Source organism: Rathayibacter sp. VKM Ac-2803 (assembly GCF_009807175.1).
GTDB lineage: Bacteria > Actinomycetota > Actinomycetes > Actinomycetales > Microbacteriaceae > Rathayibacter.
Genome location: NZ_WUCD01000001.1, coordinates 799,277 through 819,540, shown reverse-complemented (window position 1 = coordinate 819,540; position 20,264 = coordinate 799,277). Strand labels below are relative to the sequence as shown.

Here is a 20,264-nt window from a genome sequence, read left to right as displayed (position 1 = left end):
ATGGCTCTGCTCTCCCTCGAACGCCCGCGCGGCGTCAAGAAGGTGTCCTGGCTGACCCTTCTCGGCATCGTCCTGGTGCCCCTCGCGATCGGCGGCCTGCTCGTCTGGGCGCTGTGGAACCCGACCGACCGCCTCGACCAGATCACGGCCGCGGTCGTGAACGAGGACACCCCCGTCGAGATCAACGGCCAGACCGTGCCGCTCGGCCGCCAGCTCGCGGCAGGGCTCGTGACGGGAGGCACCGAGAGCACCGCCACGGCGTCGCCGACCCCGGTGCCCAACGTCTCGGGCTCCGACTCGTCGGGCAACTTCACCTGGGTCCTCACCGACAAGGACGACGCCGCGCAGGGGCTCGCCGACGGCACGTACGCGACCGTCGTCACGATCCCCTCCGAGTTCTCCGCCGCCGCCACCTCCTACTCCGGAGACGCGGCCGAGGCCACCAAGGCGACCATCGACATCGCGACGAGCGACAAGGCCAAGCTCGTCGACGACGCCATCTCGGCGACGGTGACCAGCACGGCCACATCGCTGCTCAACACGCAGCTGACCACCGCCTACCTCGAGAACGTCTACGTCGGCTTCAACACGCTGAACGAGCAGATCGGCCAGGCGGCCGACGGCGCCGGCACCCTCGCCGACGGCGCCGACGAGCTGGGCACGGGCGCCTCCTCGCTCGCCGACGGCACCTCGTCGCTCGCAACGGGCATCGACGACCTCGCGACCGGTGCCTCCTCGCTCTCGGACGGAGTCGCACAGGTCGGCACGGGCGCCTCGTCGCTCGCCGACGGAGTCGCCCAGGTCGGCACCGGCGCGTCCTCGCTCGCCGACGGAGTCGCGCAGCTCGGCACCGGCGCCTCCGACCTCTCGGGCGGCGTCTCGCAGCTCGCGACCGGCACGCAGCAGTCGGCCGACGGGGCGACCGGCCTCGCCGACGGGCTCGACGGGCTCGCAGCGGGAGTCGCGGCGCTCGGGCAGACCGCGTCCACCGCCTCCGGAGTCGCCGCCCAGTCGGCGACCACCACCGGCACCTCGCTCGGCACGATCGCCGCGCTGGCGGAATCGTGCGCGGCGACCGACCCGGTCTGCGCGGCGATCCTCGCCGAGGCCGGCACCCAGCTCGACACCACCAACCAGAACGGCGCGCTCTACCAGGCGGGCGCGACGGCGCAGTACACGGCGGGGATCGCCTCGGGCATCAACGACGGCACCGACGGGCAGCCCTCGCTCGTCGCGGGCACCCAGCAGTCGGCCGCCGGCGCGCGCAGCCTGGCCGGCGGGCTCTCGCAGCTCGCCACCGGAGCCGCCACCGCCGCTCAGGGTGCCGCCGCGCTGTCGACCGGCGCCGCGTCGGCCGCCGATGGCGCCGCGCAGCTGGCGACCGGAGCCGCCTCGGCCTCGACCGGAGCCGCCCAGCTCGCGACCGGAGCCGCCTCCGCGGCCGACGGAGCCGCGCAGCTCGCCACGGGAGCCGCCTCCGCCGCCGACGGAGCCGACCAGCTGGCCGACGGAGCGACCGGCGTCTCGGACGGCGCCGTGCAGCTCGCCGACGGCACCCGCACTCTCGCCACCGGCCTCGACGCGGCCGTGGCGCAGCTGCCGACCTACACCGACGCGGAGTCGACGAACCTCGCCGACGTCGTCGCCGATCCGGTCGAGAACGCGAGCTCGTCGACCACCCTGTTCGGAGCCTCGAGCGTGCCGTTCTTCACGACGATCGCACTGTGGCTCGGAGCGCTCGCCAGCTTCCTCGTGCTCGCCGCGTTCTCGCACCGCGCGCTCTCGTCGACCCGCTCGTCCGCGGCGCTCGCCCTCTCCTCCTACGTGCCGGCGCTCGTGATCGGCCTCGTGCAGGGTCTGGCGGTGGCGATCGTCATGCAGTTCGTCGCCGACCTCGAGCCGTGGACGTTCGTCGGCTTCACCCTGCTGTCGATGCTCGTCGGCGCCTCGTTCGCCGCCGTCAACCAGGGCCTGGTCGCCCTGCTCGGAGGCACGGGCCGCTTCATCGCGATGCTCGCGGCGGTCATCGGGCTCGGCGCCGGCATCATCTCGACGGTGCCGGGCGTGTTCGACGACGCCCTCGGGTTCCTGCCGCTGTCGGCCGCGCAGACCGCGCTGTCGGGCGTGGTCGAGGGCTCGGGAGGTGTCGGCGGCTCGGTCGTCGGCCTCGTGATCTGGCTGCTCTTCGGCCTGCTGCTGACCGTCGCCGCGATCGCCCGCCGCCGCGTCGTGTCGGTCCGCGCCCTCCGCAGCCCCGCGGAGGCGTAGGCCCGGCGAGCATGCTGGTCGAGTAGCCCCGCAGGGGCGTATCGAGACCCACCATCGTCAGCAGATCGGTCCTCAGATCCGGGCTTCTGACGGACGTCGATCTCGATACGCCCGCTTCGCGGGCTACTCGATCAGCAAGGGGGCGCAGCGCGGAGAAGCGGTCCGTGACGCGGGATGGAACAGCGCTCCGCGAAGTCGACGCCCGTCGCCATGCATGCTGGTCGAGTAGCCCCGCAGGGGCGTATCGAGACCCACCATCGTCAGCAGGTCGGTCCTCAGATCCGGCCTTCTGACGGACGTGGATCTCGATACGCCCGCTTCGCGGGCTACTCGATCAGCAAGGGGGCGCAGCGCGGAGAAGGGGTCCGTGACGCGGGATGGAATAGCGCTCCGCGAAGTCGACGCCCGTCGCCATGCATGCTGGTCGAGTAGCCCCGCAGGGGCGTATCGAGGCCCACCAGCGTCAGCAGATCGGTCCTCAGATCCGGCCTTCTGAAGGACGTCGTCTCGATACGCCCGCTGCGCGGGCTACTCGATCAGCAAGGGGGCGCAGCGCGGCCGCGGAGCAGGTCAGTCGGCCGCGCCGCTCGCGATGCGCTCGTGGTGGTGGATGACCTCGGCGACGATGAAGCCGAGGAACTTCTCCGCGAACGCGGGGTCGAGGTGCGACTCCTCCGCGAGCGCCCGCAGCCGGGCGATCTGACGCGCCTCGCGGTCGAGATCGGCGGCCGGCAGCCCGTGCGCCGCCTTCAGCCGCCCGACCTTCTGCGTGAACTTGAAGCGCTCCGCGAGCAGGTGGATGAGGGCCGCATCGATGTTGTCGATGCTCTGCCGGATCTGCTCGAGCTCGGCCCGTGCCTCGGCCTCGTCGCGCGCCACGTCGTCGGTCATGCTCTCGACCCTAACCGACGACGAAGGCCCCCTCCCGGAAGCGAGAGGGGGCCTTCGTGAGAGTCGCGTCAGTCGACGATGCTGAGCGTGACCGGGACGTTGCCGCGCGTGGCGTTCGAGTACGGGCACAGCGTGTGCGCCTTCTCGGCGACCTTGTGGGCGTCCTCGGGACTCGCCTTGGGCACGTAGATGTCGAGCTCGACCGCGAGGCCGAAGCCCTCGTCGTTCTTGCCGATCGAGACGCTCGCCGAGACAGCCGCATCGGTGGTGTCGATCTTCAGCTCGCGGCCGGCGCCGTGCAGGGCGCTGAGGAAGCAGGCCGAGAACCCGGCGGCGAAGAGCTGCTCGGGGTTGGTCCCGTCTCCGGAGCCTCCGAGCTCCTTCGGCGGGCGGGTGTCGAGGTCGAGGCGGTCGTCCTCGGTGCGGACGTGGCCGTCGCGTCCTCCACCGGAGGCGTGGGCGATAGCGGTGTAGATGGCATCCATGCCCCCATCCCACCACTGATCACCCGAGTGCGAGGTGAACGCCCGGTGCACGCCGCATCGGAGCCGAGCATCCGCTGCGAGACCCGCGCCGACAGCCGTCAACCCCCTGCCTCCTCCGGCGCGCGGGGTGTGGCGTGGAGGGGAACGTCCGGCGTCGGCCGGACAGAACGGAGCAGCAATGCGCGCACTCACCTGGCAGGGCGTCGAGAAGGTCTCGGTCGAGACCGTTCCCGACCCCCGCATCCAGCAGCCCACCGACGCGATCGTCCGCATCACCTCGACGGCGATCTGCGGCTCGGACCTGCACCTGTACCGGATCCTCGGCCCCTACCTCGACAAGGGCGACGTGCTCGGCCACGAGCCGATGGGCATCGTCGAGGAGGTCGGCAGCGCGATCACGAAGCTCAAGGTCGGCGACCGCGTCGTCGTCCCCTTCAACATCTCCTGCGGCGAGTGCTTCATGTGCCGGAACGGTCTGCAGTCGCAGTGCGAGACGACGCAGGTCACCGAGTACGGCTCCGGCGCCTCGCTGTTCGGCTTCACCAAGATGTACGGCCAGGTCCCCGGCGGTCAGGCGGAGCTGCTCCGCGTGCCGCTCGCCGACTACAACACCGTGGTCGTCGGCACCGATCTGCCCGACGAGCGCTACCTCTTCCTCAGCGACATCGTGCCGACCGCCTGGCAGGGCGTCGACTACGCGCAGGTCCCCGACGGAGGCTCGCTCGTCGTCTTCGGCCTCGGACCGGTCGGCCAGCTCGCCGCCCGCATCGGGCTGCACCGCGGCTACCGCGTGATGGCGATCGACCCGGTCGCCGAGCGCCGCGCCATGGCCGCGCGCCACGGCGTCGAGGTGTTCGACCTCGCGGACGACGTGCTCGCCGAGCTGCGCGACCTCACCGACGGCCGGGGCCCCGACTCCGTCGTCGACGCGGTCGGCATGGAGGCGCACGGCTCGCCCGTCGAGTCGTTCGCGCAGTCGATGGCCGGGCTGCTGCCCGACCCGATCGCGCGCAAGGCGATGGACACCGTCGGCGTCGACCGGATGGCGGCGGTGCACGCCTCGCTCGACCTGGTGCGCCGCGGCGGCACCGTCTCGCTGAGCGGGGTCTACGGAGGCGAGGCCGATCCGATGCCGCTGAAGTCGATGTTCGACAAGCAGGTCACCATGAAGATGGGCCAGTGCAACGTGAAGCACTGGATCGACGACGTGCTGCCGCTGGTCGAGGACTCGAGCGATCCGCTCGGCGTCATGGACCTCGTCACCCACCGCGCACCCCTCGAGGACGCGCCGGGCCTCTACGAGACGTTCCAGAAGAAGGAGGACGGCTGCATCAAGGTCGTGCTGCAGCCGTAGGGCTCCCCTCGCTGGTCGAGTAGCCCGCGGAGCGGGCGTATCGAGACCCACCTCCGTCCGGAGAGGAGATCTGCACTCCCTCCCTTCTGACGCTGGTGGGTCTCGATACGCCCCTGCGGGGCTACTCGACCAGCACGGGGCGTCGCCCCTGCGGGCCTGCGGGCTCGATCAGCACCGGCGTTGATGCTCCGGGAACGACGAAGGCGGCGCCCCCGTGGGGACGCCGCCTTCGTGTGGTGAGACCTACTTGAAGACGTCCTTGACGTCCTCGCCGACCTTCTTGGTCGACGCTGCGGCCTGGTCCTTCTGGCCTTCGGCCTTCAGGCTGTCGTCGTTCTTGTGCTCGCCCAGTGCTTCCTTCGCCTTGCCGGCGATGTCCTGAGCAGCGTTCTTGATCTTGTCATCGAGCCCCATTGCGGTGCCTCCTTCGTGATCGGTCGTGCGTGGTACGTGATGACCCGACCGTAGGAGTGGAGGCTGCCTGTCCCCTGTGCGCGGGGAGGGGCTTGCCCGGGCACCACTCGAGTGCCACGATTCACCCCCGCGATCAGGTCGCGGGCGTAGCCGTCTCGGAGGGGACCGTCTGCGACGGCTCGTTGGTCGGCGTCTGGCTCGACCCGTCGTCGGCGCTCGTCGGTACCACGACGCCCGACTGCACCGGAGTCTGCGCGTCGCCCGTGCAGCCCGCGAGCAGTCCGACCAGCAGGGCGGAGGCGCCGAGCGCTCCCAGAACGCGGCCGACGGTTCGAGCGGGCGGATCGAGCCGGAGGGAAGTCATACGGGCGACGCTAGGCGGGCCTTCCGCGCGACAGCAGGGGCTTGACTTCTCCTCCCCCCGCCCGCGGACGCCCCGCATCGGAGGGGCGCGCGATGGTAGCCCCGTCCGGGGCCCGAGCGCTACCGCCTGTCCCTGCTGGCGGGCGCCTCGCAGACTGGCGACGCCGGCACGCATCCATCCCCCACTCGATCCTGGAAGGGAACGACGATGTCTACCATCGATCCCGCTACACCTCCGTTCGGAGACGGCGCCGCGAACTTCGCCGCGACCGACACGACCTTCGACGACACCACCACCGCGACGTCCCACTCCACGGGCTCCGGCGCGTCCGGCAAGGTCGACGCAGCCAAGGAGCAGGCCGGTGCCGCCAAGGACCAGGCCGCCTCGGTCGCCGGCGACGCCAAGCAGGCCGCGGGCGACGTCCTCGCCACCGGCAAGGAGGAGGCCGCCAACGTCGCGCAGGAGGCCAAGACCCAGGTCAAGGACCTCCTCGACCAGAGCCGCGGCCAGCTCACCGAGCAGGCCCACGCCCAGAAGGAGAACGCCGCCAAGGGCGCCCGCGCCTTCAGCGACGACCTGACCTCGCTCGCGAACGGCGAGGGCGGCCAGGACAACATGGCCGCGAACCTCGTCTCGAACCTCGCCGGCCGCGCCCAGGGCGTCGCCACCTGGCTCGAGGACCGCGAGCCGGCCGAGCTGCTGGAGGACGTGAAGTCGTTCGCCCGCCGCCGTCCGGGAGCGTTCATCCTGCTCGCCGCCGCGACCGGCCTCGTCGCCGGCCGCCTGGTCCGCGCCCTCACCGCCGAGGCCAAGGATGAGAAGGAGGCCGCGACCGACACGTCCGGCCCCGAGTTCGCCGCTCCGGCTGCGTCGACCTACGGCACGTCGAGCACCGATCACCTCCCCACCGAGCCGATCGCCGACCCGCTGAGCGTGCCGACGACCTCGGCCGGCTACGACTCCTTCCCGACGGGACTCCGACCGTGACCGACTCCTCCGGAGCGCATCGCGCCGGACTGGGCGAGCCGACCCCCGACCAGCGCGCGGGCAGCACGTCGCTCGGCGACCTGCTCGGCGAGGTCTCGCGCGACCTCTCGACCCTGATCCGCCAGGAGATGGCGCTCGCCAAGGCCGAGCTCAAGGAGTCCGCCGGCAAGGCGGGCAAGGGCGCAGGCCTCCTGGGCGGCGCCGGCTACGCGGCGATCATGGCCGTGCTGTTCCTCTCGATCGCCCTCTGGTGGGCGCTCGGCACTCTGATCGGCAACGGCTGGTCCGGAGTCGTCGTCGCCGTGATCTGGGGCATCGTCGCCGCGATCCTGTACTCCGTCGGGCGCAAGAGCCTGAAGACCATCGAGGGCGCACCCGAGACGGTCGACTCCCTCAAGAAGATTCCCGAAACCCTCAAGCCGAACGGGGCAGGACGATGACGTACGACTCTGCAAGCACTGACTACTCGAACAAGACGCCGGAGGAGATCCGGGCCGAGATCGAGCGCACCCGCCTCGAGCTCGGCGGCGACGTCGACGCCCTCGCCGAGAAGGTCAGCCCCAGCGCCATCGCGCAGCGGCAGACCGACAAGGTGAAGTCGGCCGTCGGCTCCGTCCGCGACCGCGTGATGGGCGCCGCGCACGACGCGGGCGACTCCGTCTCCGGAGGCGCGGACTCCGTCAAGGGCGCCGCCGGCTCGGTCAAGGGCAAGGCCGAGGGCAACCCGCTCGCGGTCGGCCTGATCGCGCTCGGCGCCGGCATGCTCGTGGCGTCGCTGATCCCGGCCTCCAGCGCCGAGAAGCAGGCAGCCTCGAAGGTCAAGGAGACGGCCCAGCCGGTCGTCGACAAGGTCACCGAGGCCGCGAAGGACGCCGCCGGCGAGCTCCGCGAGCCCGCCCAGCAGGCCTTCGCCTCGGTCAAGGAGACCGCGACCGACGCCGCGCAGAACGTCAAGGAGGCGGGGACCTCCGCCACCGACGACGTCAAGGACTCGGCCCGCGAGGCCAAGCACGCGGTGCAGGAGAACGGCCAGGCGTAGAGCCTGCACGACTCCCGGGGGCGCTCGATCTGCGGATCGGGCGCCCCTTCGTCGTCTCGGGAATACCTCCGAGCCCGCGGCTCTTGTCGCAAGCATGAGATCCATCGTCTACTCCCGCACCGGCGCCTCCTCCGTCCTCTCGCTCGTCGACCGCGAACCCGCCGCCCCCGGCGCCGCGGAGGTCCGGGTGCGCGTGGTCGCCTCCGGAGTGAACCCGACCGACTGGAAGGCCCGAGCGGCGGGCGATCTCGCCTTCGACGAGGTCGTGCCGAACCAGGACGGTGCAGGAGTCGTCGACGCGGTCGGCGACGGGGTCGAGGGTCTGGCCGTCGGCGATCGCGTCTGGGTGCACCTGGCTGCCCACCGCCGCCCGACCGGCACGGCGCAGGAGTGGACCGTCCTCCCCGCGAACCGCGTCGTCCGCCTGCCCGACGGCATCGGCTTCGACCTCGGCGCGAGCCTCGGCGTCCCGGCGATGACGGCGCACCGCGCGCTGACCGTGCACGAGCACGGGCCCGCGCGGCTGTCTCCCGGTGCGCTCGCCGGTCGCACGGTCCTCGTGCAGGGCGGGGCCGGAGCGGTCGGCCACGCGGCGATCCAGCTCGCGGTCTGGGCCGGGGCGACGGTGATCGCCACCGTGAGCAGCGACGGCAAGGCCGCGCTCGCCACGGCGGCCGGCGCGCACCACGTGCTGCAGTACCCCGACGAGGCGCTCGCCGCGCGGATCCTCGAGATCGCCCCCGACGGAGTGGAGCAGATAGTCGAGGTCGCGCCCGCCCAGAACGCCGCCCTCGACGTCGAGGTGCTCGCCAACCACGGCAGCATCGGCTACTACGCGAACAACAACGGAGACGAGTTCTCGGTGCCGATCGTCGCGAGCTTCGCGAAGAACGCGCGCTGGCAGGGACTCCTGCTCTACACCGTCGGTGACGAGCCCCTGGCGGCCGCCGCCGAGGACATCACCGCCGCGCTCGAGGACGGCGCTCTGCCCATCGGCGAGGCCGCAGGCCTGCCGATCACGTGGTTCCCCCTCGAGGAGACGGCCGCCGCCCACGACGCGGTCGAGCACGGTGTGACCGGCAAGGTGCTCATCCGCGTCTCCGACGAGGCCTGACGGCCGCGGCGGCGCGGGCACGCGCCCGCCCGTCCCAGCTGATCGAGTAGCCCGCGCAGCGGGCGTATCGAGATCCACGTCCGTCAGAAGGCCGGGGCAGGGAACTGCTCCACTGAAGCGCGTCGCCCCGTTCCTCGCTGATCGAGTAGCCCGCACCGCGGGCGTATCGAGATCCATGTCCGTCAGAAGGCGAGGGCAGAAGCCTCCACTGCTGACGCTGGGTGGGTCTCGATACGCCCCTGCGGGGCTACTCGACCAGCATGGGATGCGACGGCCGCTGGCAGCACGCAGGCGAGCAAGCGCCTCCTGAATGCTCGAACCCCACCCGCAGGCTCAGCCGCGCAGCGGTGGCGAGCCCGCGACCGTGGCGCGGTCGGCGAGGCCGTCGAGCAGCTCGGCGAGCGCCTCCTCGGCGGTGCGCGTCGGCTCCCAGCCGAGCACCGACCGCGCCCTCTCGGTCGACATGATCGGCACGTTCGTCGCGATGTCGAGCCAGCCGGCGTCCGTGCGCTGGAGTCGCAGCCGCCAGGTCGCGCTCACGATCCCCCGGAGGAGACCCGCCGGCACCGTGACGAGGCGCGACCCGACGAGGTCGGCGATGCGCTGGGGCGTGAGCACCGGCTCCGCGGCGATGTTGAACGCCCCGCCGGCCCGGCGGTCGAGCGCCCGCCAGAACGCGTCCGCCACGTCGTCGGCGTGCACCCCCTGGAAGATCAGCGTGCGCGGCAGCGGCAGCACCGGCGGCCGGACGACCCGGAGCCACCGCGTCGGGTACCGCGGCCCGGCGAACAGCCCCGCGATCTCGGTCGCCGCACCGCGCTGGAACACGAGCCCCGGGCGCAGCCTGGTGACCACCACCTCCGGGTGCTTCGCCTCGAACGCATCGAGGGCGCGCTCGTTCGCCGCCTTGTGCCGACTGTAGGTCGAGGTGTGCAGCCCGCCCGTCGGCCAGCTCTCGTCGACGCGGGTCGTCTTCGACGCCGCGCTGTAGGCGCCGACCGACGAGGCGACGGCGATGTGTCCCACCCCCGCGGCCGCGGCAGCCTCGAGCACCGAGGCGGTGCCTCCGACGTCGACCAGCCGCTGGAACGGCTCGTCGTGGCTGGGCTGCAGCGCCCACGCGAGGTGCACGACCGCGTCCATCCCGGTGAAGGCCTCGCGGAGCAGCCGCGGCGCCTCGCTCGACGCGACGTCCACCTCGACCCAGCGCACATCGCGGTACTCCGGCGACTGGGGCCGCCCCTGCCGGCGGGCCACGCCGACGATCTCCTCCACCTCCGGCTCGTCCCGGAGCCGCCGCAGCAGCGCCGTGCCCAGGTTGCCCGTCGCTCCGACGATCGCGATGCGCATGTGATGGTCCCTCCGCGGCGGCGCGGATGCCGTCGTCCTCCGAGGCTAGGCAGCGCCGAGCGCGGCGCGGAGGCGGTTGACAGCCGAGCCCCTATCCCACGCGCGGGTCGCCGCGCATCCCCGCGCGGGTGCGGCGACCCGGTCCCTACCCTGGGGCCATGCCCCTCCCCCGACGCGATCCCTCCGTGCGCCACGTGATCGACGGTGTCGAGCTGCGCTCGTACACGACCGGCTCGTCCCGCTCGGAGCGCACCTTCGTCCTGATCCACGGGATCGGGATGTCGCACCACACGTTCTCCCGGCTCGCCGTCCACCTGCGCGAGCACGGCCGGGTGATCGCCGTCGACCTCGCCGGCTTCGGGTCGAACCGCACGCCGGAGCAGCGCGTCGGCATAGCCGATCACGCCCGCTTCGTCGCGCACGTGCTCGCCGACCGCGGCGTCGAGAGCGCGGTCGTCGTCGGCCACTCGATGGGCAGCCAGGTCGCGGTCGAGCTGACGGCGCGCTCGCCCGATCTCGTCGACGGCGTCGTGCTGATCGGCCCGGTCGTCGATCCGCAGCGCCCCACGGCGCTCCAGCAGGGCCTGGCCCTCGCCCGCGACACCCTCGGCGAGCCGGTGCCGGTCGACCTGCTCGTGTTCGCCGACTACGTGCGCGGAGGCCTGCGCTGGTACCTGCGGCAGCTCCCCGAGATGCTGCACTACCCGATCCAGCGCCGCCTCGAGGCCGTGACCCGGCCGGTGCTCGTCGTCCGCGGCCACGACGACCCCGTCGGCACCCGCGACTGGTGCGAGCGCCTCGTCGCGCACGCTTCCGACGGCCGACTGCTCGAGATGGGCTCCTCCCGCCATGTCGTGCCGAGGACGGAGGCGGAGCCGCTCGCCCGCGCCCTCGTCCGCTTCGCCGCGGGCCTCGGGGCGGCACGGTGAGGAACCTCGTCCGCGACGCCGTCTGGTGGGCGGAGGACTACGCCTACGCCGTCGCCTGGCAGGTGCGGGGCGTCCTCTCGCGCCGCGCCCCCGACGACTACCTCAGCGGCGACCTGCGGCCGATCCTGGTGCTGCCCGGGATCTGGGAGACGTGGTCCTTCCTCCGCCCGATCATCGACCCGCTGCACGCGCACGGGCATCCGCTGCACGTCCTGACGAGCCTGGGCCGCAACGGCCGCCCGGTGGTCAGGACCGCCGAGGACGTCGCCGCCTACCTCGCCGAGCACGACCTCCGCGGAGTCGTCGTCGTCGCGCACAGCAAGGGCGGGCTGATCGGCAAGTACGTCATGACCGAGCTCGACCCCGAGGGCCGCGTCGACCGCATGGTCGCGGTGTCGACGCCGTTCGGCGGATCGCGGTACGCCGCCTACCTGCCGCTGAAGAGCCTCCGCTCGTTCTCTCCCCGCGACGCCACGACGCTGCTGCTGTCGAGCCGGCCGGAGGCGAACGCCCGCATCACCTCGGTCTACGGGCTCTTCGACCCGCACATCCCCGAGGGGAGCAGGCTCGAGGGCGCGACCAACGTGCGGATCGAGACGGGCGGGCACTTCCGGATCCTCGGCGACCCGGGCACCCTCAAGGCGGTCGTGAAGGCCGTGTCGGCCTAGGCGGGCGGCGGAGTGATCACGGTCGCGTCGGCCGGGCAGTCGATCGTCCCGACGGCGCCGTCGCCGGAGTCGTCGCTCGCGACCGGACCTGCGGCGGCGAAGGCCACCTCGAAGCAGAACGCGTCGGTCCCGGCATCGGGGAACTCGGTCGGGTCGACCGGCGTGCGGAAGGACAGCGTGCCGAACGCTCCCTCGGGCGTCTCGGCGGCGTAGGAGGCGATGCCGATCAGGTCGACGCCCTCCGCCTCCGCCGCGGCCGCCTCGCGCGCGAACCCGAACGTGTCGACCTGCGGACCGGTGAGCGAGTCGACGAGGGCGGTGACCCGCTCGCGCGACTCCTCGCGGGCCGCCGTCGCCGTGTCGGCGGGCTCCTCCGCTGCCGGAGCGGTGCAGCCGGCGAGCGCCAGCACCGTCAGGAGGACGGCGGCTGCTCGCGTCTGCTTCACGCCCCCGACCCTAGCGCGGCGGCGCCGGCCGGCGGCCCCGCCTCCGACCCGCACCGGATCGACCTTCGGCTCGCACGATCGTGCTCGGCTCGCAGAGGCCGCGGATTCCGACGAGCCGAACCGGATCCGACGAGCCCTGACACGACCCTCGCTCGCTCCGCCCGGGCGATTAGCAAGCCACCACCGTCATGCGCAAACCCCTTTGCCGAGGAGGCGGCCCGGCGGAGCGTGGGGCCATGCCCACTTCGCGCACGACCGGACCGACCGAGCTCCTCCTGGTGCGCCACGGCGAGAGCACGGCGAACATCGCGGCGAGCGCCGCCGAGAAGGCGGGCGCGCTCGACATCGAGGTCGACCGCCGCGACGCCGACGTCACCCTCTCCCCGGCGGGCGAGGAGCAGGCGCGCGCGCTCGGTCGCTGGCTGGCGGCGGAGGCGGCGCCGGTCGCCGCGTGGACCTCGCCCTATCTGCGCGCCTCCTCGACCGCCCGGCTCGCCCTCGCCGAGGCCGGACTCGAGCTGCCGCTCCGCGCCGACGAGCGCCTGCGCGACCGCGACCTCGGCATCACCGACCGCCTGACCACCGCCGGAGTGCGCGCGCGGTTCCCGGAGGAGGCGGCGCGGCGGGAGTGGCTCGGCAAGTACTACTACCGTCCGCCGGGGGGCGAGTCGTGGACCGACCTCGCGCTCCGGGTCCGCGCGTTCCTCGACCATCTCGACGCCACCGCACCGACGGGGCCCGTCGCCCTCTTCTGCCACGACGCCGTCGTCCTGATCATCCGCTCGGTCTGCGAGGGGCTGACCGAGCGCGAGCTGCTCGACATCGGGGCGTCCACTCCGGTGGCGAACGCCTCCGTCACCCGGCTCCTCCGCGACGGAGACGGGTGGCGGCTCGAGCGCTTCAACCACACGGGGCACCTCGACCGGGCCGGCGCTCCGGTCACCGAGCACGACGACCGCGAGGCCGGAGAGGGTGACCCCCATGAGTGAGATCATCGACCGCGCGCTCCTCGAGCGCGACTGGCCCCTCCCCGCCGCCGAGGGCTCGAAGCACGCGCGCGGTGACGTCGTCATCATCGGAGGCGCGCGCAAGACGCCCGGCGCGGCGATCCTCGCGGGCATCGCCGCGTTGCGCGTGGGTGCCGGTCGCATCACCCTCTGCGTGGCGGAGTCCGTCGCCTCCGCCACAGCGGTCGCGCTGCCGGAGTGCGGCGTGATCCCCCTGGAGGAGTCGCGGAGCGGTTCGATCACGGGCCGCGGCCTCGACGCGCTCTCAGGCGAGCTCGGCTCGGCCGACGTCGTCCTCGTCGGCCCGGGCCTCGACGATCCGAAGGCCACGGCGTCGACCCTCCGCGCTCTGGTGCCGCTCCTGCGCGACGTCCCCGCGGTGCACCTCGACGCCTTCCCGCTCGGCATCCTGCCCGGTCAACGACGAGTGGCCAGGGCACTCGCGGGGCGCCTGCTGCTCACGCCCAACAGCGAGGAGGGCGCGCGCCTGCTGGGCGGGGACGTGGACGACCTCGAGCAGGCCGCCCTCGCCATCGCCCGGCGCTACGACGCGGTCGTGAGCCTCTCGAACGTCATCGCCGACCCCGGGGGGACCGTCCTGCGCGTGATCGGGGAGCACTCGGGCCTCGCCACAGCGGGCAGCGGTGACGTCCTGGCGGGCGCGACCGCCGGGCTCCGCGCGCGCGGGGCCGCCGGAGTCGCCGCCGCGGCCTGGGGGACCCACCTGCACACGGAGGCTGACACGCGTCTGGCGGCCCGGCTGGGCCCCGCCGGCTACCTCGCCCGAGAGATCCCGGGCGAGTTCCCGGCGCTCCTGGCCTGAGGCCCCACCCTCGGGTCAGCGCGCGACGTCGGCGACCGCGAATTCCACTCCCGGAGTGATCAGGATCGACGTCTCCCGCGGCTCGCCCTCGCCCTGGTTCACCGCGAGCCAGCGCGACGCCGAGCCGTCGAGCGCCCGCTCGACGCTCTCGCGGACCTCGGCGGCCGAGGTGTCGTGCAGGCTGTACGGCTTCCCGCCGTAGGTGATCTCGACCCGCTTCACAGCGCACTCTCCTCGGTCTGACGGCTTGCGCCGTGCGGCTCCTCGCTGATCCGCAGCCCGTGCGCGGTGTGCGAGTCGGCGACCAGCTGGCGGATCCACTCCGGATTGATGGCGGGTGCACGGCCGCCGTGGTACTTGAAGCGCAGCGGGATCGCCGGGTGCAGCCAGATCGACGTGCGACCGTCGCCGACGGCCTGGGAGTCCTTCCACGAGAAGTAGAACGACTCGTTGCGCGCCAGCTTCGAGCCGATCACGATCTGCAGGTGAGCCAGCAGGCGGTCGTCGAAATCGGCCTCGAGCGTCGAGTCGTAGATGAGGCGGCCCATCAGATCGGTGTCCTTTCGAGTTCGCGCCGTTGCAGCAGGGTCAGGGCCGGAGACGGCATCGCGAGTGTATCGGTGCGCCTCAGCGGTCACCGTCGTCGTGGAAGCGGGGAATGTCGAAATCGGGAACGTGCAGTGCGTCCTCGTCCAGGTCGGTCTCGGTGATCGGATGCGAGACCCCGAGCCCGTCCGCCTCGCGCGTCAGGCGCGCCACCAGCTCGTCGTCGACCATCTCGTCGCCGTCCGAATCCTCGGACTCCGAGAACAGCTGACTGGCCGGCCCGATGAGCAGGGATGCGCGGCCGTCGCTCCCGGAGGAGCGGCGCACCGGGATCTCGACGGTCCTCGAGCCCTTGCGCAGGGCGAGCGCCTCCGCGTAGCGCACGAGAGCGCGCGCTATCGCACTGCCCGTGAGGAGGGAGCTGCCCGCGTAGTGGATGCGATCCATCCGACTTTCCTACCCCTCGGGAACGGGCAGGGCATCCCGTTGCGCGGCACCCCGGCTCTTGCTAGCGCAGCGCGTCGATCCGCCGGTCGAGCCCCTCGCGGACGGCGGGCCACTCCTCGACGAGGATCGAGTGCACCGCGGTGTCGCGCCAGGAGCCGTCGGCCCGCCGCTGGTCGTGGCGCAGCACGCCCTCGAACACCGCCCCCAGACGGAGGATCGCCGCCCGCGATCGCGCGTTGGCGGCGTCGGCCTGCAGCTTCACCCGCGAGTACCCGCTGTCGAACGCGAGCCCGAGCAGCAGCCGCTTCGCATCGGGATTGACCGCGGTGGCCCAGACCTCGGGCGAATAGGCGGTCCAGCCGAGGTGCGCCGCCTCCTTCTTCTCGTCGAAGTCGGCGAGGGAGCTGGTGCCGACGACCCGGCCGTCGAGCAGGACGGCGTAGGAATTGCCGGTCGCCCACGGGTAGTAGCGGCGGGTGAAGGCGCGGAACTCCTCGAGCGACTCCGGGAGACCGGCCGGGCCGCCGCCGTAGCCGCCGGCGAACACCTCGGGGCGGGCGATCGCGCGCAAGAGCGGCTCGACGTGCTCGTCACTCAGCGGCTCGAGGACGACGACACGTCCGGTGAGGACGGCGGGGGCGGGTCGGCGGATGCTCACTCCGACAGTCTGGAGTCCCGCCGCGCGACGGACGGGTCCAGTTCGCGTGCCAGCATGTGGTCCATGGACAGCGCCGCGATGTTCGAGACCTCCGCCACTGAGTTCCTCCGCCTGCTGGAGAGGATCGGCGAGGGACCAGTGGGCGCAGCCCGGTCTGGGCGAGTGGGACGTCCGCGGCCTCGCCGGGCACACCGCTCGCGCGATCCTCACCGTCGAGACCTACCTCCTCGCCGAGCCCCCCGCTCGCCGCACGATCGACGACGCCCCCGCCTACTACCGCGCCCTCGCGGGAACCGTGGCCGATCCCACCCAGGTCGCTCGCCGCGGAGTCGAGGCGGGCGTGCGGCTCGGCGACGCGCCGGCCGAGGTGGTCGCGCAGGACCTCGCGCGCGCCACGGCCCTCCTCGCCGCGCAGCCCCGCGACCGCCTCGTCGCGATCGGCGCTCATGCCCTCGAGCTGCGCGAGTACCTCCGCACCCGCGTGCTCGAGCTGGTGGTGCACACCCTCGACCTCTCACGGGCCACCGGCATCCCGCACGGCCTCCCCGCGGAGGCGGTCGAGGCGAGCTGCGCCCTCGCGGGCGCCCTGGCCGCGCGAGCCGGTCGGGCCGAGGAGCTCCTGATGGCGCTCGGCGGCCGCGAGCAGCTCGCCGCGGGCTTCTCGGTGGTCTGACCGTCAGGCGACGGCGAGCGCCTCGACCGGAGTCACCCGGGTCGCCCGGCGCGCCGGCACGACGGCCGAGACGACGGTGATCACGGTGCCGACGACGACCACGGCGACGAGGATCGGCACGGGGATGCTCGGCGGGATCACTCCGATGCCGGGCAGCGAGCCGAACACGGCGATCGCGCCGCTCCAGCCGTAGGCGATGCCGAGGAGCAGCCCGAGCAGGGTCGCCGCGACGATCATCTGGGCCGCCTCGAGCACGACCATCGAGCGCACCTGCGACGCCGTGAATCCGAGCGCGCGGAGCAGCCCCAGCTCGCGTCGGCGCTGCAGCACGCTCAGCGACAGCGTGTTCACCATGCCGACCGCCGCGAGCACGACCGAGAACCCGAGCAGGACGCTCATGATCGCCGTGCTGGCCGAGATGAACTGCTGGAGGGCGGCGATCACCTCGGGGTTCGCGTCACTGGAGGCGCGCATGACGGTGCCGAACGTCTCCGCGGCGACGGCGAACATCGTCACCAGCGTCACTCCGATCACCAGGCCGATGACCGCTCGCGCACTGCGCGCGGGGTGGCGGATGGCGTTGGCCGAGGCGAGCCTCGCCACAGGGCCGCGGCCGAACGCCCGCCCGACGAGAGCGGTCAGCGGAGGCAGCAGCACCGGCGCGCCGAGGATGATCCCCGTGAACGAGACCATGCCGCCCACCAGGCCGATCAGCACGCCGACCGGCGAGACGAGACCCACCGCGACTCCTCCCGCGAGCAGCACGAACCCGACGATCACCAGCGTGATCGCGGCGGTGTTGCGCCCGCGGCGACCCCGCAGCTCGTCGTAGCGGGGCTCGGCGGAGGAGCCGGCGGCCTGCGCCGGAGCGACCTCGAGCACGCGGCGGGAGCCCGCCCACGAGGCGAGGACGGTCGAGGCGATCACGGCGAGCATCGGCAGCAGCAGTCCCGGCGAGGCGAGCGGGACGGCGAAGCGGGTGAGCGTGCCGGTCTGGAACGCGATCTCGGCGCCGGCGGCGACCAGCACGACGGCGACGACCGCGCCGATCACCGCGCCGAGGAGTCCCTGCACGAGTCCGCCGCGCACGATCTCGCCGCGGAGCGAGCGGCCGGAGGCGCCGAGCAGGCGCAGCAGGGCGATCTCGCGGGTCCGGCCGGCGATGACGGTCGAGACGGCGTTGGCCGTGACGATGCCTCCGACGAACACCGCGATGCCGAAGAAGACGCCGCCCACGACCGCGAGGGTGACGGCGATCTGGGCGATGCCGGTGAGGCCGGCCGCGTCGAACGCGACGGTGAGGTCGACGATGAGCTGGACGAGGATGCCGCCGAAGGTCGCGGAGAGCGCGGCGACGGTGACGACCGCGCCTCCGCCCTGCCGCGAGCCGGTCCTGATGCGGCTCACGCTGCACGCTCCATCTCGAGCATGGCGCGCGAGACCTCCTCGGCGCTCATCCCCCGGCGGTCGTCGACGACGACCCCGTCGCGGAGGAAGACGATGCGGTCGGCGTAGGACGCGGCGATCGGGTCGTGGGTCACCATCGCGATCGACTGCCCGTACTCGCGGGTCGAGGCGCGCAGCAGGGCCAGAACCTCCCGGCCGGTCCGGGAGTCGAGGTTGCCGGTGGGCTCGTCGGCGAAGACGAGCTGCGGACGGGTGGCCAGCGCCCGCGCGATGGCGACGCGCTGCTGCTGTCCGCCCGACAGCTCGTACGGGCGGTGGGTGAGGCGCTCGCGGAGCCCCAGCGACTCGATCAGGCGCCCGATCCACTCCTCCTCCTCGGCGGTGACCGCCCGGCCGTCGAGCTCGAACGGGAGGCGGATGTTGCCGCGCACGTCGAGGGTCGGGACGAGGTTGAACGCCTGGAAGACGAAGCCGACGCTGCGGCGGCGCAGCAGTGTGAGCTCGGCGTCGCCCATCGCGGTGATCTCGACGTCGCCGAGGAGCACGCGGCCCTCGGAGGCGGAGTCGAGCCCCGCGAGCACGTGCATCAGGGTCGACTTGCCGGAGCCGCTGGGCCCCATGATCGCGGTGAACTCTCCGCGCTCGATCGAGAGGGTGACGCCGTCGAGGGCGACGACGGGCGGGGTGCTTCCGTAGAGCTTGCGCACGTTCTCGACGCGCGCCACGACGGTGGAGGTGTGGTTCTGCATGCCTCCGACGCTACGGAGGCGGGTCCGTCGCGGTCGTCGCCCGCGGGTCCCGCCGCGTCATCCGCGTGGGCTCCGCCGAGTCATCCCTCCGAGGGACGGGTCAGCGCGGGCGGAGGCCGGCGCGGCGGAGCGCGAGGGCGGCCAGGGCGGCGGTCGCCCCGGGGTCGCCGGCGCGCCAGGCGGGGACGGCATCGGGGTGGACCGCGAGGATGTCGCGCGGTGACGCCTCCGTGAGAGCGCGCAGGGCCAGCAGCTCGGAGCCGGCCGGCGTGGAGCCGAGGGCCCGCAGCTCGGCGGTGCGGCGGGCGAAGCGCAGCCGGGGCCGCAGCCACAGGACTGCGAGCAGGAGGAGCGGCAGCCCGCCGACGGCGAGCCCCGCCACCACGGCGAGCGTCGTGGCGAGCTGCTGCTGATCGCGCCCCGCCGCCGCGAGGACGGCACCGGCTCCGCTCGCCTCGTCGAACGGCGCGCGGACGGCTTCGCCGAGCAACGGGATGCCGCCGAGCGTCGACCCCGCATCGCTCATCGTCGTGCCGAATCCGCTGCCGGCGCTCTCGAGGCGTCGGCCGATCTCGGCGAGCCCCGCGATGAGCGTGCCGACCGCGATGCCGGCGGCCACGGCGATCACCGCGACGGCGACCGCGAGCGCGTCGGCCGTGATCTGCCGCGCACGCGCGGCGGGGAGGTCGGCGTAGATCTGCATGCGCCGATTATCCGGTCACCGGCTGCGCCCGCGCCCGCCGAGGAGGAGCGGGCCGCTCCGGTTCGCGCGGGAGACGGCGGCACCGCGGAGGGTGGCGCGCGATCGGCCCTGCCCGGAGGCCGCGTGCGAGCATGGGCGCCGTTGTCGGCGGAAGGGTGAGCACGCATGGGCGAGACGGATCCGCGCTTCCCCGCGGCGTTCCAGCGCGGAGGCGGGTCGGGCCCGCCGGTCCGACGGGGAGCGGACCACCTCGGGCGGCAGGGCGCCCCCGATCCGACCCGTCCCGAGTCCTCGCCTCCGGCGGACGGATCAGGCTCGACCGACGTCATCGGGGCGGAGCCGCCCGCCGCCGACGGCGCGGAGGCCGGAGCAGGGTCCGGGCGCGGCGGAACGCTCGGAGTGCCGGCGCGCGTCCCCGCGGCGCTCGCCGTCTCCGGCGCCGTCTGCACGGCACTGGGCGCGGGCGTGCTCTGGTTCGAGTCCGGCGCCGTGTGGGCGGGAGGGCGGACCGAGACCGAGGAGTTCCTGATGACCTACCTCGCGGCGGTCCCGACACCCGCCCTGACCGTGGGGCTCCTCAGCCTCGGCGCCGCCGCAGTGGCGCAGATCATCCGGACCTCGCGCCCGTGACGACGTCGCGCCCCTGGTGGGCCGTCGCCTGCGGCGGGGTCGCCGCGCTCTGGCTCGTCGCGCTCGCCGCTCCTGTGGTGATCGCCGCGGTTCCGGACGAGTGGGCGCGGACCGGTGGCACCGCGGTTCCCCTTCACACGATCGCCAGGCAGGCGCTCGCGAACGCCCTGCCCTCCGTCCTGACGGCGGCCCTCGCCCTCACGATCGTCCTCGTCGTCCTCCGTCTCGCGCTGGCCGGCGAGCGGGTCGACGAACCCGATCCCGGCGCGGCCGACGACCACGACGGCCGCTGACCTCACCCGAGCGGATCCG

26 protein-coding genes are annotated in these 20,264 nt (G+C 73.2%); 13 read left to right on the top strand and 13 right to left on the bottom strand.

All coding sequences use genetic code 11. The annotated features are described in order from the left end of the window. Entirely contained in the window at nt 1-2,268 is a 2,268-nt protein-coding gene (locus GRS96_RS03815) for a YhgE/Pip domain-containing protein (RefSeq protein ID WP_159987765.1), read from the top strand. Between the two features lie 570 nt (nt 2,269-2,838). On the opposite strand, the gene GRS96_RS03810 is transcribed toward GRS96_RS03815, so the two are convergent. Together GRS96_RS03810 and GRS96_RS03805 are read right to left on the bottom strand one after the other, a co-directional pair. Then, complete coding sequence (locus tag GRS96_RS03810; protein ID WP_159855705.1) at nt 2,839-3,159, bottom strand: chorismate mutase; 321 nt, start codon at nt 3,157-3,159, stop codon at nt 2,839-2,841. A gap of 68 nt (nt 3,160-3,227) precedes the next feature. Next, nucleotides 3,228-3,644, bottom strand: a complete 417-nt coding sequence (locus tag GRS96_RS03805) for an organic hydroperoxide resistance protein (RefSeq protein WP_159855707.1) — start codon at nt 3,642-3,644, stop codon at nt 3,228-3,230. A 178-nt stretch (nt 3,645-3,822) separates the two neighbouring features. Here GRS96_RS03805 and GRS96_RS03800 point away from each other — a divergent pair, with 178 nt between their 5' ends. Continuing rightward, a complete protein-coding gene (locus GRS96_RS03800) occupies nt 3,823-4,998 on the top strand; it encodes a zinc-dependent alcohol dehydrogenase (protein ID WP_159987764.1) in 1,176 nt (391 codons plus the stop codon). Nucleotides 4,999-5,241: 243 nt separating this feature from the next. On the opposite strand, the gene GRS96_RS03795 is transcribed toward GRS96_RS03800, so the two are convergent. Together GRS96_RS03795 and GRS96_RS03790 are read right to left on the bottom strand one after the other, a co-directional pair. Further along, entirely contained in the window at nt 5,242-5,412 is a 171-nt protein-coding gene (locus tag GRS96_RS03795; protein ID WP_159855711.1) for a CsbD family protein, read from the bottom strand. A 133-nt stretch (nt 5,413-5,545) separates the two neighbouring features. Continuing rightward, the gene (locus tag GRS96_RS03790) at nt 5,546-5,776 is read right to left on the bottom strand and encodes a hypothetical protein (RefSeq protein ID WP_159987763.1); all 231 of its coding nucleotides are present in this window, start codon (nt 5,774-5,776) and stop codon (nt 5,546-5,548) included. 207 nt (nt 5,777-5,983) lie between these two features. Between GRS96_RS03790 and GRS96_RS03785 the strand changes: the two genes are divergently transcribed. The 4 genes from GRS96_RS03785 (at nt 5,984) to GRS96_RS03770 (ending at nt 8,916) form a co-directional block, all read left to right on the top strand. Next, nucleotides 5,984-6,763: a hypothetical protein gene (locus GRS96_RS03785; RefSeq protein WP_159987762.1), complete on the top strand. Its 780-nt coding sequence runs from the start codon at nt 5,984-5,986 to the stop codon at nt 6,761-6,763. Further along, the gene (locus GRS96_RS03780) at nt 6,760-7,203 is read left to right on the top strand and encodes a phage holin family protein (protein WP_236553554.1); all 444 of its coding nucleotides are present in this window, start codon (nt 6,760-6,762) and stop codon (nt 7,201-7,203) included. Before GRS96_RS03785 ends, GRS96_RS03780 begins: the two co-directional genes overlap by 4 nt. Beyond that, nucleotides 7,200-7,802: a DUF3618 domain-containing protein gene (locus tag GRS96_RS03775; protein WP_159855717.1), complete on the top strand. Its 603-nt coding sequence runs from the start codon at nt 7,200-7,202 to the stop codon at nt 7,800-7,802. The genes GRS96_RS03780 and GRS96_RS03775 overlap by 4 nt, the downstream gene beginning before the upstream one ends. Before the next feature lie 94 nt (nt 7,803-7,896). After that, nucleotides 7,897-8,916, top strand: a complete 1,020-nt coding sequence (locus GRS96_RS03770) for an NADPH:quinone reductase (protein WP_159987761.1) — start codon at nt 7,897-7,899, stop codon at nt 8,914-8,916. A 333-nt stretch (nt 8,917-9,249) separates the two neighbouring features. Here the strand turns inward: GRS96_RS03770 and GRS96_RS03765 are convergent, their stop codons facing one another. Further along, nucleotides 9,250-10,266 (bottom strand): NAD-dependent epimerase/dehydratase family protein, encoded by a 1,017-nt coding sequence (locus GRS96_RS03765; protein WP_159855721.1) that lies wholly within the window; start codon nt 10,264-10,266, stop codon nt 9,250-9,252. Between the two features lie 158 nt (nt 10,267-10,424). On the opposite strand from GRS96_RS03765, the gene GRS96_RS03760 reads away from it, so the two are divergent. Both GRS96_RS03760 and GRS96_RS03755 read left to right on the top strand, forming a co-directional pair. Next, nucleotides 10,425-11,195: an alpha/beta fold hydrolase gene (locus GRS96_RS03760; protein WP_159855723.1), complete on the top strand. Its 771-nt coding sequence runs from the start codon at nt 10,425-10,427 to the stop codon at nt 11,193-11,195. Continuing rightward, complete coding sequence (locus tag GRS96_RS03755) at nt 11,192-11,863, top strand: esterase/lipase family protein (protein WP_159855725.1); 672 nt, start codon at nt 11,192-11,194, stop codon at nt 11,861-11,863. The genes GRS96_RS03760 and GRS96_RS03755 overlap by 4 nt, the downstream gene beginning before the upstream one ends. Here the strand turns inward: GRS96_RS03755 and GRS96_RS03750 are convergent. Beyond that, nucleotides 11,860-12,309: a hypothetical protein gene (locus GRS96_RS03750; protein ID WP_159987760.1), complete on the bottom strand. Its 450-nt coding sequence runs from the start codon at nt 12,307-12,309 to the stop codon at nt 11,860-11,862. The two genes, GRS96_RS03755 and GRS96_RS03750, sit on opposite strands and share 4 nt — an antisense overlap. Nucleotides 12,310-12,545: 236 nt before the next feature. On the opposite strand from GRS96_RS03750, the gene GRS96_RS03745 reads away from it, so the two are divergent. Beyond that, a complete protein-coding gene (locus GRS96_RS03745) occupies nt 12,546-13,298 on the top strand; it encodes a histidine phosphatase family protein (RefSeq protein WP_159987759.1) in 753 nt (250 codons plus the stop codon). Beyond that, on the top strand, nt 13,291-14,139 hold the full coding sequence (locus GRS96_RS03740; RefSeq protein ID WP_159987758.1) for an ADP-dependent NAD(P)H-hydrate dehydratase: 849 nt from the start codon (nt 13,291-13,293) through the stop codon (nt 14,137-14,139). The genes GRS96_RS03745 and GRS96_RS03740 overlap by 8 nt, the downstream gene beginning before the upstream one ends. Before the next feature lie 15 nt (nt 14,140-14,154). Here the strand turns inward: GRS96_RS03740 and GRS96_RS03735 are convergent, their stop codons facing one another. From GRS96_RS03735 to GRS96_RS03720, 4 genes are all read right to left on the bottom strand, one after another. Then, nucleotides 14,155-14,361: a hypothetical protein gene (locus GRS96_RS03735; RefSeq protein WP_159987757.1), complete on the bottom strand. Its 207-nt coding sequence runs from the start codon at nt 14,359-14,361 to the stop codon at nt 14,155-14,157. After that, complete coding sequence (locus GRS96_RS03730; RefSeq protein WP_159855735.1) at nt 14,358-14,687, bottom strand: DUF7882 family protein; 330 nt, start codon at nt 14,685-14,687, stop codon at nt 14,358-14,360. The genes GRS96_RS03735 and GRS96_RS03730 overlap by 4 nt, the downstream gene beginning before the upstream one ends. A 79-nt stretch (nt 14,688-14,766) precedes the next feature. After that, nucleotides 14,767-15,132 carry a hypothetical protein gene (locus GRS96_RS03725; RefSeq protein WP_159855737.1) on the bottom strand — a complete coding sequence of 122 codons (366 nt, stop codon included), beginning with the start codon at nt 15,130-15,132 and terminating at the stop codon, nt 14,767-14,769. A 61-nt stretch (nt 15,133-15,193) separates the two neighbouring features. Then, on the bottom strand, nt 15,194-15,790 hold the full coding sequence (locus tag GRS96_RS03720) for a GNAT family N-acetyltransferase (protein ID WP_159987756.1): 597 nt from the start codon (nt 15,788-15,790) through the stop codon (nt 15,194-15,196). Here GRS96_RS03720 and GRS96_RS03715 point away from each other — a divergent pair. Beyond that, complete coding sequence (locus GRS96_RS03715) at nt 15,783-16,463, top strand: maleylpyruvate isomerase N-terminal domain-containing protein (RefSeq protein WP_236553553.1); 681 nt, start codon at nt 15,783-15,785, stop codon at nt 16,461-16,463. The two genes, GRS96_RS03720 and GRS96_RS03715, sit on opposite strands and share 8 nt — an antisense overlap. A 3-nt stretch (nt 16,464-16,466) precedes the next feature. Here GRS96_RS03715 and GRS96_RS03710 read toward each other — a convergent pair whose 3' ends face one another. From GRS96_RS03710 to GRS96_RS03700, 3 genes are all read right to left on the bottom strand, one after another. Then, complete coding sequence (locus GRS96_RS03710) at nt 16,467-17,870, bottom strand: ABC transporter permease (RefSeq protein WP_159987754.1); 1,404 nt, start codon at nt 17,868-17,870, stop codon at nt 16,467-16,469. Continuing rightward, complete coding sequence (locus GRS96_RS03705) at nt 17,867-18,619, bottom strand: ABC transporter ATP-binding protein (RefSeq protein WP_159855745.1); 753 nt, start codon at nt 18,617-18,619, stop codon at nt 17,867-17,869. The genes GRS96_RS03710 and GRS96_RS03705 overlap by 4 nt, the downstream gene beginning before the upstream one ends. Before the next feature lie 100 nt (nt 18,620-18,719). Beyond that, the gene (locus GRS96_RS03700) at nt 18,720-19,322 is read right to left on the bottom strand and encodes a hypothetical protein (protein ID WP_159855747.1); all 603 of its coding nucleotides are present in this window, start codon (nt 19,320-19,322) and stop codon (nt 18,720-18,722) included. Nucleotides 19,323-19,487: 165 nt separating this feature from the next. Between GRS96_RS03700 and GRS96_RS03695 the strand changes: the two genes are divergently transcribed. After that, the gene (locus GRS96_RS03695; protein ID WP_159987753.1) at nt 19,488-19,952 is read left to right on the top strand and encodes a hypothetical protein; all 465 of its coding nucleotides are present in this window, start codon (nt 19,488-19,490) and stop codon (nt 19,950-19,952) included. Further along, complete coding sequence (locus GRS96_RS03690; protein ID WP_159987752.1) at nt 19,949-20,245, top strand: hypothetical protein; 297 nt, start codon at nt 19,949-19,951, stop codon at nt 20,243-20,245. The genes GRS96_RS03695 and GRS96_RS03690 overlap by 4 nt, the downstream gene beginning before the upstream one ends. Nucleotides 20,246-20,264 lie beyond the last annotated feature (19 nt).